This is a genomic window from Pseudoflavonifractor sp. MCC625 (genome assembly GCF_018784545.1).
Taxonomy (GTDB): Bacteria; Bacillota; Clostridia; order Oscillospirales; family Oscillospiraceae; genus Pseudoflavonifractor_A; species Pseudoflavonifractor_A gallinarum.
On record NZ_WQOJ01000030.1, the window covers coordinates 241379 to 254084 of the forward strand.

Genomic DNA, 12706 nt, shown 5'->3' on the forward strand with positions numbered 1-12706 from the left:
CAATCACACCTCCTTATGCTTCTGTCCCCTATTTTAACTGAAAAAACGCGGAGTGTAAAGGGGCCAGACCAAAATTCACGAAACATTAAGAAGTAGTTTGTGGAATAGAAGGCGGTTTATTCTGTTCAGCGGAGCACGGCGCCCAGCTCGGTTTCCAGGGCTTTCAGGATGGCGGCCACATCGGCGTCGGCCTCCTCGGCGGTGAGGGAGCGGTCATCGGCACGGAGGACCAGGCTGAAGGCCACCGATTTCTTGCCCTCGTCTACGCCCTTGCCGCGGTAGATATCAAAGAGGGTGACCTCCTTGAGCAGACCCTTGGCGCCCCGACGGATAGAATCTTCCAGCGCGCCTACGGTAACGGCCTCGTCGCACACCACGGCGATGTCACGGGTGACGGCGGGGAACTTGGGCAGGGGCACATACTGGGGATCGGCCCCCTTGGCGGCAAAGAGAGCGGGGAAGGAGAGCTCCGCACAGTAGAGCTCGGCGTCCACCCCGTAGTTCCGGGCGGTGAGGGGATGGATCTGACCCAGCACGCCCACCTCTCGGCCGTCCACCAGGACCCGGGCACAGCGTCCGGGATGGTAGGAGGGGTTATCCGACACGGCCTCATAGGTCACATGCTCGGCCCGGATCGAGGAGAGGAGGGAATCCACCGCACCCTTGAGGGTGTAGAAGTCCATTCCGCCGCCGTAGGCGCCCAGGGAGAGGACCTTGGGCTCGTCGGCCATGCCATCCTCCCGCTGGAAGTAGACCCGGCCCAGCTCATACAGGCGGGCGGACTTGTTGCGGTAGTTGTAGTTGCGGGTCAGGATCTCCAGCATGGAGGGGAGAATGGTGGTGCGCATGATGGAGGTATCCTCGCCCAGGGGGTTGCAGATGCGCATGGAGGCACGGCGGGGATCGTCGGGCGCCCAGCGGATCTTGTCATAGTAGGTGGGGCTGATGAAGGAGTAGGTGATGATCTCGTCATAGCCCAGGCTGCGGCAGGTCTGGCCCAGAGAGCGCTCTAGCTCCTGCTCGGGAGAGTAGCCGCCCCGGGTGGTCTGACCCCGCATGAGGGTGGTGGGGATGTTGTTGTAGCCGTGGAAGCGGGCCACCTCTTCGGCCAGATCGGCCATAGCCTCCACATCGCCGCGCCAGGAGGGGACAGTGACCATGCCGTCCTCCACTCCAAAGTCCAGCTTCTTCAGGATGGAGACCATCTCCTCGCCGGAGATCTCGGTGCCCAGCAGGGCGTTGATCTTGTCGGGCTCCAGGGGGAGAACACGGGGGTGGGGCACATAGTTGAGGATGTCGATGACCCCGTCCAGCACTTCGCCGGCCCCCAGCAGCTCCACCAGCTCACAGGCACGGTCCACGGCGGGGAGGGTGTTCATGGGGTCCAGGCCCTTTTCGAACTTGGCGCTGGCCTCGGTGCGCATGCCCAGGGCCAGAGCGCCCTTGCGGATGCAGGTGCCGTCGAAATTGGCCGACTCGAAGACCACGTCCACCGTGTCGGAGACGATCTCGCTGTTCTCACCGCCCATGATGCCGGCCAGGCCCACGGCGCGATGCTCGTCGGCGATGACCAGGTGATTGGCGTTGAGCTTGCGGACCTGTCCGTCCAGAGTGGTGAGCTCCTCACCCTCGCTGGCCCGGCGGACAATGATCTTGCCGCCCTTCACATAGCGGTAGTCAAAAGCGTGCATGGGCTGGCCGTACTCCAGCATCACATAGTTGGTGATATCCACGATGTTGTTGATGGGACGCACGCCCATGGCGCGCAGCCGCTCCCGCATCCACTTGGGGGAGGGACCGATCTTCACGTTGCGGACCATCCGGGCGGTGTAGCGGGGGCACAGGTCGGGATCGGGGGTCTCCACATCCAGCAGCTCGATCAGATTGCCGGGGCCGCCGCCCTTCACCACGGGGGTGTGGAGGCGCAGGGGCGCGCCGTAAGTGGCGGCAACCTCCCGGGCCAGGCCGATGACGCTGAGGCAGTCGGGGCGGTTGGGGGTGATCTCAAACTCCACCACCGAGTCGTCCAGACCGATGATACCCTTGATATCGTCGCCCGGCTTGCACTCCTCCCGGAGGATGAAGATGCCGTCGGGGATGCAGTGGGGGAACTCCGCCTGCTGCGCGTGGAGATCCTCCAGCGTGCAGATGGAGCCGGACTTGGTGTTGTAGGCCACCAGATCCGCCTCGTGGAGGTTGGGGCAGGCCGTCGTGGTGTCGGCGGTACCCTCGCCCAGATCCAGAGAGACGCGGAAGCTGCCGTCCGGCTGGGTCTCGCACGCCTGCACCTTGGCGCAGATCACCGGGCCAAAGACCTTATGGCCGGCCTGGATGTCCGCCGAGATGGAGGGCTTGTCCGCATCCAGGGGATGGTAGTCGTTCAGGAGGGCAGCGGGGGTGATGGCGGCATAGGGGAAGTCCCGCTCCTCCAGACCCAGCTCAGACAGTCCGCAGAGCATGCCGTTGGAGACCACGCCGCGCAGCTTGCCCTTCTCGATCTTCACGCCGCCGGGCAGGGTGGACTTGTGCCGGGCCACAGGGACCAGGTCGCCCACATGGACGTTCCAGGCACCGGTGACGATCTGAACGGGCTCGGCCTCGCCCACGTCGATCTGGCAGACCCACATATGGTCGCTGTTTTCGTGGCGGGCCATGGACAGCACTTTGCCCACCATCACATTGGAGATCTCTGCGCCCAGGTTCTCGGTGGTCTCCACCTTGGAGCCGGACAGGGTCATGGCCTCTGCAAAATCATGATCGGAGGCGTCGACGGTGACAAACTCGCCGAGCCATTTACGAGATAGATTCATATCTTAAAACTCCCTTATCACATCAGGCTTTTCATCGTGGGGACGGCCTCTGACCGCCCCTGCGGCTGCGGAGGGCCGCCTTAGAACTGCTCCAGGAACCGCACGTCGTTTTCGAAGATGAGGCGCAGGTCGGCGATCTTGAAGCGGCGCATGGCGGTGCGCTCCAGCCCGATGCCGAAGGCCCAGCCGGAGTAGACCTCCGGGTCGATGCCGGCCATCTTCAGGACCTTGGGGTGGATCATACCGGCGCCCAGCATCTCGATCCAGCCCTCGCCCTTACAGGTGGGGCAGCCTACGCCGCCGCACTTGTGGCACTGCACGTCCATCTCACAGGAGGGCTCGGTGAAGGGGAAGTGGTGGGGACGGAAGCGGGTCTTGGTGCCCTTGCCGTAGAGCTGCTCCACCACCGTGTTGAGGGTGCCCTTCAGGTCGGCCATGGTAACGCCCTTGTCGATGACCATGCCCTCCACCTGGTGGAACATGGGGGAGTGGGTGGCGTCCACCTCGTCCTTGCGGTACACCCGGCCGGGGGCAATGATGCGGATGGGCAGCTCCATGGTCTCCATGGCGCGGACCTGCATGGGGGAGGTCTGAGAGCGGAGCATCACCCGGCTGTCCTGGTCAAAATAGAAGGTGTCCGACCAGTCGCGGGAGGGATGGCCCTCCTCGGCGTTGAGCTTGTCAAAGTTGTACTCGGCCAGCTCCACCTCGGGGCCGTCCAGCACGGTGAAGCCCATGCCCACAAAGATATCCTTGAGCTCGTCCAGGGCGATATACATGGGGTGGCGGTGGCCCAGATGGGGGGCCTTGCCGGGAATGGTCACATCCAGGGCCTCGGCGGCCAGACGCTGGTTGAGAGCCTCCTCCTCCAGGGCGGCCTGACGCTCCTCCAGGGCGGCGGTGAGGGCCTCACGGACCTCGTTGGCCATCTGGCCCACCACAGGACGCTCCTCCGCAGAGAGAGATCCCATCATCTTGAGCACGTTGGTGAGCTCACCCTTTTTTCCCAGGTACTTGACCCGCAGGGCATCCAGGTCCTGGGCGCTGCTGGCCTGGGCAAAGGCGGAGAGCGCCTCCTGGCGGATCTGTTCCAGCTTCTCTTTCATATCGTACGCTCCTTTAAGCATTTGTAGACTGTGAGGGGAAGGGCAGCAAAAAAGCCCTCCGCCCCAAGTTATGGGACGAAAGGCCAACCTTCCGCGGTACCACCCGCATTCCCGCGCACTGCGCGGGCACTCTGACCCCGGTAACGGAGGGAAACCGTCCCTGTCTCCAGGGCCGCTCCGGGGCGAACCAAACGGTGGGACGCCAACGTCCGCTTTCAGCCGGTGACGGACGCTCTCTGATGGGTCGAAAACCGTTATTTTCCCCTTCTTTGCATGTAAGATAATATATAGCACGTTTTTGGCTCAATTGCAAGGAGAACTTCCCGCTTTTCCGAAAAAAGGCGAAAAAATCCCGCCGCACCAGCGGTACGGCGGGATGGAAACTTACATACCCTTGTGCAGGATGGGGGAGAGGGACTTGTAGATCAGGAAGCACAGGGCGGCGTCGATGAGGCCCTTGACCAGGGTGAAGGGGGCGTTGAACACGATCAGGCACTCCAGCAGGCTGTTGACCGAGGGACGGATGGCCTGGTACATCCCCAGGATGACGTCGATGGGCATGAAGTTGGAGTAGATGGGATAGGTCACATAGTAGTTGAGGGGGATGGAAAAGAGGGCCATGATGACCGAGCCGATCAGCACGCCGATGAGCGCGCCCTTGCGGGACTTCATCCGGCGGTAGAGGAGTCCGGCGGGGATCACGAAGCTGGCGCCCAGCAGGAAGTTGCACAGCTCACCGGCACCGGCTGTGGAGGTGATCATCAGGTGGATCAGGTTCTTCACCAGGCAGACCACCGTGCCGTAGACCGGGCCAAGGGCGAAAGCGGCCAGCAGAGCGGGCAGCTCAGAAATATCCATCTTGACAAAGCTGGGGATCAGGGGGACCGAGAAGTCCAGGAACATCAGCACAAAGGCGATGGCCGAGAGCATAGCGGTCACGGTGAGGGCACGGACGCGGGTCAGGCTGCGGCGGGGAAAGACGCCGGCGGTGGTGTTCTGGGGGTTGGACATAAAAAAACACTCCTTTTTGCTAGTAACACCTGAAAGCCCATGTCTTTCAGGTATCAAACACAAAACAGGAGGTGCGTGTTTGGAAGTGGGGAACCACTTCCCAGCGGACACATCTTCTCTCATCCAGACTTCGCATCCAAAAGGATACGTCACTGTCGGTCCCGGAGTTACACCGGGTCTGCGCAAGCGCGCTCGCGGACTATACCGCCGATCGGGAATTTCACCCTGCCCTGAAGACATCACATTCAGTTGTTCTGTTTTTATTATAGCAGGACATCTTGAAAATGCAACCCCCAAAATGAGAGAAAGAAAAAGAAACTAATGTTCGATAAATAATTGACTTCCGCAGGGGGATATACTAAAATAACAGGCATGGAGATAGGAAGAAGAGACGATCCATCCGATGTCCGGCAGAAGGGAGAAGAAGAATGGACCGTGACACCACGTGTTGTTTTACCGGGCACCGGCCCGAGAAGCTGCCCTGGCGCAATCGGGAGGAGGACCCCCGCTGTCTCGCCCTCAAGGCCCGGATCGACCGGGAACTGGAGGAGGCGTATCGGGACGGATATCGCCACTTTATCTGCGGAATGGCCCAGGGAGCGGACTTCTATTTCTGCGAGGCGGCCCTTGCCCTGCGGGACCGGCGGGCAGGGGTTACGGTAGAGGCCGCCATCCCCTGCGAAGAGCAGTGCGCCCGCTGGAGCGAGGGGGCCAGAAACCGCTATTTCGACCTGGTGGGGCACTGCGACAAGGAGACCATGGTGCAGCGGCACTATGACAAGGGATGCATGCTCCGGCGCAACCGCTACATGGTGGACCGCTCCTCCCGCCTCATCGCCGTGTACGACGGGTTGCTGGGGGGGACCATGTATACCGTTTCCTACGCCATGAAGCAGGGGCTTAAAGTGGTCCTGCTGGACCCGGAGGAGCCGGAAGGATAGCAAGCCTGCCCCGGAGCGGAAAGTAGCCTCTGGGAAAGAAAGAGAAGAAAAGATAGACCCGGCGTCTTTTGGGTCCAATTGGGCTCAAAAGACGCCGGGTTTTTCACGTTTTTTCGGGAGTTCCGTTTGGGACAAGTCCCGGAGCGACCCGAAACAGATTAGAACAGGTTGCCGTTCTCATCGAACTCCAGATCATAGGGCTCGGAGAGAATCTCGATGTTGGGGTTGGCCTTGGCCTGGGGCAGCAGGCCCTCGGAGATCTCGATATACTCGATGTGGGCGGTGTTGGGAATGCGGATCATCTTCATGTTGTTCTGATCCTCCGCATCCGGGCAGCAGCACAGGGCCAGCTGGAGGGCCTCCCGGTCGTTGTCCATGATCATGGGGATCTTCATCAGGTGGAGGAAGGTGTTGGTCACGCCGGTGGGATAGGTCATCTCCAGCTTCATCTTGTTGTAGAGACGGCGGGTGGTGACCTCAGCCAGACCGATGCCCTGGGCGTTGCCGTGGGTCTCGTCGGTCAGGTCCAGGATGACCACCTTCTCGGCCTCGATGCCGCCGGAGCAGTACTTGGGCTGGACGAAACGGCCGGAGACGTTGGGATCCATGCCGTCGCCGGAGATGTTCTTGCCGATCTTGTCCACCACCAGCACGTCGCACTTGTCAAAGAGGAGGTGGGCGATGGTCTGATAGGAGATCTCCTTGAGCTTGGGCTCCTCGGTGATGATCTCCTCGGGGCTCAGGCCCTGGATGAGGTAGGTCTCGTCATAGGCGTTCTCGATGATGGCGATACCGCCCAGGATGTTGCAGTTTTTCAGGATGGTCAGGCCGTACTCCTCCACCAGCTCGTGCATGATGGCGGGGCTCTGGTGGTGGATGTTCTCGGCGCCGTGCTGCTTGCCCAGACCGATGGCCATCATCTTCATCAGGCCGCTCTCGTACTTACCGCGGAAGGAGGTGTGGGGCTTGATGCGGTTGAAGAGAAGGATACCGTCGGCGGCGGCAGCGTGCTTGTCGATGCGCACGGGCAGATGACGCACGCCGGACAGACCGATCTCCACGGTGTCCATGCAGCTGACGATGGGGCAGCCCATGTTCTCTTCGGTGATGCCGTAGTCGGCCAGGATCTGGCGCTGACCCTCGGCGGTGGCGCCGCCGTGGCTGCCCATGGCGGCCACGATGAAGGGCTCGGCGCCCTTGGACTTGACAAAGTCCACCATGGCCCGGGCCATGACGGCATAGTGGTTGATGCCGCGGCTGCCGCAGGTGATGGCGATGCGCATACCGGGCTGGATGCGGCTGGCGATGACATCCCGGGAGAGCTGCTCGGTCACGGTCTCAGCGATCTTGTCGGCGGGGATATGGCTCTCGTCATAGCGCTCGCGGATCTTGACCATCTTGGGAATGGGGACATTTTTGATGAGGTCGGTAATGGTTTCCATGGACGATTCCTCCTTAGTCATTACAATGTCTGACCGAATCCGGCGGAAAGGACCTTACAGGGACAAACCGATCTGGTCAAACTGCCGTTGATTCCGACATACGGAATGTATTTCCAATATAAAAAGACAAACCAAATTCAGACATAATACATGTTTATTATGACCCTTTCCGTGTGGATTGTCAAGAGAGAAAGGCCCCGCGCCGCCACTGGCGGCACGGGGCCCTGCGATACCGTTTACTGAGTTTCCAGGCGGATCTGTCCGTCCTGGGCGGTGGCGCGGATCTCGTAGAGAGGATGCAGATAGCTCTCGATGAGCTTGGTGGCAATGCCGTCCTCCAGATCCCGCTGGATCTGGCGGCGGAGGTTGCGGGCACCGTAGGTGAGGGAGTAGGACTTCTCCACCAGGTAATCCAGCAGGGACTCGTCCCAGGAGAAGGTGATGCCCTTCTCCCGCAGGTTGGTTTGGAGCTCGGTGAGCATGATGCTGGCAATGGCCTTGAAGTTCTCCTCGGAGAGCTTGTTGAAGTAGACGATCTCGTCCACTCGGTTGATGAACTCGGGGCGGAGGAAGGACTCCAGCGCCTTCATGACCCGCTCCCGGCCCTGCTCGTTGGCGGTGCGGCCAAAGCCCACGCTGCCGGACGACTTGGTGTCGCTGCCCGCGTTGGAGGTCATGACGATGACGGTGTTCTCAAAGTTCACGTTCCGGCCCTGGGCGTCGGTGATGTGGCCGTCGTCCAGGATCTGGAGCAGGATGTTGAGCACGTCGGGGTGGGCCTTCTCGATCTCGTCGAAGAGGACCACACAGTAGGGCTTGCGGCGTACTTTCTCAGTGAGCTGTCCGGCCTCGTCGTAGCCCACATAGCCCGGGGGAGAGCCGATGATGCGGCTGACCGCGAACTTCTCCATGAACTCGGACATATCCAGGCGGATGAGAGACTCAGGAGAGTGGAACATGTCCATAGCCAGGCGCTTGACCAGTTCGGTCTTGCCCACACCGGTGGAGCCCACGAAGAGGAAGGAGACCGGCTTGCGCTTGGAGGCGATGCCCACGCGGCCCCGGCGCACGGCGGCGGCCACAGCCTTTACCGCCTCGTCCTGGCCGATGATGTGCTCCTTGAGGCGGTCCTCCAGCTTGGCCAGACGCTCATACTCGGCCTCCTGGATCTGGCTGGCCGGGATCTTGGTCCACAGCTCGATGACCCGGGCCAGATGCTCCACCGTGAGGGGCGGGGCGCTCTGGGCTTCCAGCTTGTGGAGCTCCTCCTCCAGCTGGAGCTGGCGGCTCTTCATCTCGGCCAGGCGCTCATACTGATTGCCGTCGGTCTCGGTGGAGAGGGAGATGTGGTCCTTGTTGAGGGCGGAGAGCTCCCGCTGGAGGCGGGCGGCCTCCCGCTCGTTGTCCCGCAGGCCCGCCTCCTGGTCGGGAGCGGCCGAAAGAGCGGCGTGCTCCTCATTGAGCTTGCCCAGCTGGCGGCGGAGCTCGGCCTGCTTCTGCTCGTTGGCCTTGAGGCTGTTCTGGCGCTTGTACTCCCGGTCGTTGGACTCGCTGACCATCCGGTCCCGCTCCTTGGAGAGCTCATCCAGCTCCTTGCGGACCTGGGCCTCCCGGGCCAGGTTGGTGTTGTGAAGGTTCACGTCGGAGCAGGCCTCGTCAATGAGGTCGATGGCCTTGTCGGGGAGGAAGCGGTCGGTAATGTACCGCTCACTCATGGTCACGGCCAGGCGGCACATCTGGGGAGAGATGGAGACAAAGTGGTAGTTCTCATAGTAGGGGGCGATGCCTTCGATGATCTTCACCGCGTCGTCAATGGAGGGCTCCTCCACGATGACGGGCTGGAAGCGGCGCTCCAGCGCGGTGTCCTTCTCAATGTGCTTGCGGTACTCGGTGAGCGTGGTGGCGCCGATGACCTGGATCTCGCCCCGGGAGAGGGCGGGCTTGAGGATGTTGGCGGCGTTCATGGAGCCCTCGGCATCGCCCGCGCCCACGATGTTATGGACCTCGTCGATGACCAGGATGATGTTGCCCAGCTTCTTGATCTCCTCAATGAGTCCCTTCATGCGGCTCTCGAACTGGCCGCGGAACTGGGTGCCCGCCACCAGGGCGGTCAGATCCAGGAGATAGACCTCCTTATCCAGGAGCTTATAGGGGACCTGCCGGTTGTAGATGCGCTGGGCCAGGCCCTCGGCGATGGCGGTCTTGCCCACGCCGGGCTCACCGATCAGGCAGGGGTTGTTCTTCTGCCGGCGGTTGAGGATCTGGATGGTGCGCTGGATCTCTTCCTCCCGGCCAATGATATTGTCCAGTTTGCCCTCGGCGGCCTTCTGGGTCAGAGAGATGCAGTAGTTCTCCAAAAACTTCCGCTTGGGGGGACGCTCTCCCTTGCCCTTTTCCTCCCGGTTGGGGCGGGGGCCGTCCATGGAGGGACCGCCCGGCTCCTCCTCCGAGCGGGGATTGGAGCCCGCGCCAAAGAGCTTATTGAGGAAGGGGAAGGTGGCGGTCTTGCCGTCCTCCTCGTCGTCCTCCTCGGATTCCGACGGGATGAGACCGGCCAGACTCTCGGGGGAGCCCATGGCGGTCATCATGTCGTTGGAGAGGCTCTCCAGATCCTCGTCGGTGATCCCCATTTTCTGCATCATATCCTGAAGCGGCTGAATGCCGATTTCCTTGGCGCATTTCAGACAGAGGCCCTCTGTCTTGGCCACGCCGTTCTCCATCTTCTGGATGAAGACGACGGCCACATTTTTATGACATCTGGAACAGAGTGTCGGCTGCATGGATGATTTCAACTCCTTTTCCGGCGCGGCTGGACCGCGCGCGGGTGGGCGGACAGAATGCCGCCCTCCAGTTTATTGATTCTAGCCCGAAATTATGAACTGCGTATGAATGTAGGAGAAACAAGTCCCGCTCCGGGCATCAGCTCTTCCGCCGGCCGGTGAGGGAGAGGTATTGCAGGAGATAGCTCACGAAGGCCAGGATGGTCAGGACCAGGGCCAGGGTGATCAGGCCGGTGGCCCAGGAGGAGGGAATGCCGGGGAAGAGGACCAGTGCAGCACACACCACAAAGAACACGCCGGTGGAGACCTTTCCCAGCCAGTTGGAGGGGATCACGTCCTCTGTCTTATGGTACATGGACAGGGCTCCCACGCCCATGGCGGCCTCCTTCAGGAAGAAGACCACCACAGCCCAGAGGGGGATGATGCCCGCGGCGGTGATACAGACAATGACCGTAAAGGTCATCAGCTTGTCCGCCAGAGGGTCCAGGATGCGGCCCAGACGGGTGACCTGGTGGAAATGGCGGGCGATCCAGCCGTCGGCGATATCGGTGACAAAGGCCAGGGCGTACACTCCGGCGGCCCAGCTGCGGGCGGACGGGTCGGGCAGGAAAAAGACCGCCGCAAAGACCGGCACCATGGCCAGACGGAGCAGTGAGAGCAGATTTGGTACATTCATACGGATTTACCTCCCAATGGGTGTGAAGCGCCTCATACCGCCAGATCCGTCAGGGCAGTAAGGGGATTGTGCTCCACCAGAGCGCGCAGGAGGGTGGTCTGGGCCACCGTCTCCTCCGGAACGAAATGGCCAAGAGACTGGAGCAGCCAGGTGACCAGAAAGAGCACCAGCAGGGCCTTGACCAGCCCGATGGCGGCGCCGCCGGTCTTGTTGAGAAAGTGCAGTCCCGGCAGGCGGGCCACCAGATTGAGTGCCCGGCTCAGCCAGCCCCAGAGGGCCAGGATCAGAGTGAAGGACACCAGGAAGATGATGCGATAGGCGATGGACTGGGCCATGGCGGCCCCTGCGCTGGCGGCGGCCGAGACCGCCCCGTTCATACCCTCCTCCACGGTGTGCTGGAGGGAGTCCACCAGATTCTCATAGAGCCCCAGATCCTTGAGGACGGAGAGCACGTCGGAGAGGGGGTCCTCGCCGGCGGATACCTCCTCTGCCGGCAGGGGAGCGGAGAGCCCCTCCTCCAGCCGCTCTTCGATGAGCTGGGAGATCTTAGGCTCGAGAGCCTGGCCTACGGCGGGAGAGAGGGTGCGGGCAGCGATCCCCGCTCCGGCGAAGGCTACCAGCACGGCCAGCAGCCCGCACAGGGAGAGGACCAGACCCTTGCGCCATCCCTTCCAGATAAACAGGGCAGCGACGGCTGCCACGATCAGATCAAGCAGATAGGGCATGGAAAAAACCTCCTCAGTTGGGAACATAGAGATGGGCCGTGTCGGCGTTCATAAGCATGGTAGAGCCGTCGGAGCGCTGGATGACCCGCCGGGCGCCCTGGGTGGTCTCCAGAGACCGGTAGAGGGTGAGATCCGGGGTGTACAGATCCAGCCGTCCCGCCGAGAGCACCGCGATGTAATTGCCGGCGGCCGAGAGAGAAAAGACCTGGTCATGGAGGGAAGAGGATGCCTTGACCTGGCCGGTGTGGTCCAGCACGATGAGGTCGGCGGCGCTTCCGGCCCGGTACTTGCCCAGCAGGAGAACGGCATAGCCTTCCCCGTTCAGGGAAAAGCCCTTGAGGTACTGGCCGGAATAGTCGTAGCTCCCCTTATTCTCGCCACTGGGAGATACCAGGGTGAAGGAAGACTGTCCCAGGACCCAGATTCCGTCCGATTTCCAGGCCAGATCCAGGGGAACGTCATTGCCCAGAGAGCAGGTGTGATCGGGAGAGACGTCCTCTTCGGTCCGGGAGAGCTGGTAGAGCTCCAGCGTGCTCTCAAAGGTGCTCCCGTTCACGCCCAGGGTGACCAGAGCCACCGACTTGCCGTCCGGAGAGAGGGCCGCGTCACTCACGAAGCGGCTGGAGAGCTTGATACGCATGATGGGCTGAAAATCCTGCCCATAGACCGTCACGGTGCCCTTGTATCCGCTCTCCTGGGCGACTACCACCAGGGAACCCTCCTGGTTGAGGCGGGCCGAGAGAAGAGACTCGTCTTCCTTGAGGGAGAGGGAAAAGACCTGCTCCTTTCCGGAAAAGACAAAGAGATCCTGTCCGCCCGCGTCGTAGACCACGGCGCTGTGCTCGGTGCTGTGGATGACCGGGTGCTCCATGGAGATCGTCTGGTCCACATAGAGGGTTCCGCTGCCGGAATAGAGACGGATGGAGGCGGTGGAGCACACCAGCAGCCCGTCGTCCAGGGTGGCAAAGCTGCTGGCGCTTCCGCCGTCGTAGGAAAAGGACTCGGCCTGGCCGCTGTCGCTGCGCTCCAGAGAGCGGTAGTTGAACCAGCGGCGCACCCCGTCCAGATTCAGCTTATCCCGATTGGCCACCAGGGCCACCGCCCCGGCCATCAGGGCCAGAGTCACCAAAAAGGCCAGCAGACGCAGCAGGCGGCTGGGGCGTTTTTTGGGTGGGGTTGGCTTTGGTTGCAGCAGTTCCATAGATTGCCTCCTGT

At 61.8% G+C, this 12706-nt stretch carries 9 protein-coding genes and 1 riboswitch; of the genes, 1 reads left to right on the forward strand and 8 read right to left on the reverse strand.

The features are described from left to right. Positions 1–125 precede the first annotated feature (125 nt). The 3 genes from pheT to GPK94_RS08510 all read right to left on the reverse strand — a co-directional run bounded on the left by pheT (position 126) and on the right by GPK94_RS08510 (position 4927). Positions 126–2810: a phenylalanine--tRNA ligase subunit beta gene (gene pheT / locus GPK94_RS08500; RefSeq protein WP_215655538.1), complete on the reverse strand. Its 2685-nt coding sequence runs from the start codon at positions 2808–2810 to the stop codon at positions 126–128. 80 nt (positions 2811–2890) lie between these two features. Further along, positions 2891–3916, reverse strand: coding sequence for a phenylalanine--tRNA ligase subunit alpha (gene pheS, locus GPK94_RS08505; protein ID WP_215655539.1), 1026 nt, complete (start codon positions 3914–3916; stop codon positions 2891–2893). A 384-nt stretch (positions 3917–4300) separates the two neighbouring features. Beyond that, positions 4301–4927 (reverse strand): ECF transporter S component, encoded by a 627-nt coding sequence (locus tag GPK94_RS08510; RefSeq protein ID WP_215655540.1) that lies wholly within the window; start codon positions 4925–4927, stop codon positions 4301–4303. Positions 4928–5034: 107 nt separating this feature from the next. Continuing rightward, positions 5035–5169, reverse strand: a riboswitch (FMN riboswitch). 186 nt (positions 5170–5355) lie between these two features. Here GPK94_RS08510 and GPK94_RS08515 point away from each other — a divergent pair. After that, positions 5356–5868: an SLOG family protein gene (locus GPK94_RS08515; RefSeq protein ID WP_215655541.1), complete on the forward strand. Its 513-nt coding sequence runs from the start codon at positions 5356–5358 to the stop codon at positions 5866–5868. Positions 5869–6026: 158 nt separating this feature from the next. Here the strand turns inward: GPK94_RS08515 and GPK94_RS08520 are convergent, their stop codons facing one another. From GPK94_RS08520 to GPK94_RS08540, 5 genes are all read right to left on the reverse strand, one after another. Beyond that, on the reverse strand, positions 6027–7310 hold the full coding sequence (locus GPK94_RS08520; protein WP_101693416.1) for a DUF362 domain-containing protein: 1284 nt from the start codon (positions 7308–7310) through the stop codon (positions 6027–6029). A gap of 236 nt (positions 7311–7546) precedes the next feature. Next, positions 7547–10090 carry an ATP-dependent Clp protease ATP-binding subunit gene (locus tag GPK94_RS08525; protein WP_215655542.1) on the reverse strand — a complete coding sequence of 848 codons (2544 nt, stop codon included), beginning with the start codon at positions 10088–10090 and terminating at the stop codon, positions 7547–7549. Between the two features lie 139 nt (positions 10091–10229). Then, the gene (pgsA, locus tag GPK94_RS08530; protein WP_101693414.1) at positions 10230–10766 is read right to left on the reverse strand and encodes a CDP-diacylglycerol--glycerol-3-phosphate 3-phosphatidyltransferase; all 537 of its coding nucleotides are present in this window, start codon (positions 10764–10766) and stop codon (positions 10230–10232) included. A 32-nt stretch (positions 10767–10798) separates the two neighbouring features. Then, complete coding sequence (locus GPK94_RS08535) at positions 10799–11491, reverse strand: CvpA family protein (RefSeq protein WP_215655543.1); 693 nt, start codon at positions 11489–11491, stop codon at positions 10799–10801. Positions 11492–11504: 13 nt separating this feature from the next. After that, on the reverse strand, positions 11505–12692 hold the full coding sequence (locus GPK94_RS08540; RefSeq protein ID WP_101693412.1) for a DUF5711 family protein: 1188 nt from the start codon (positions 12690–12692) through the stop codon (positions 11505–11507). Positions 12693–12706: the final 14 nt, after the last annotated feature.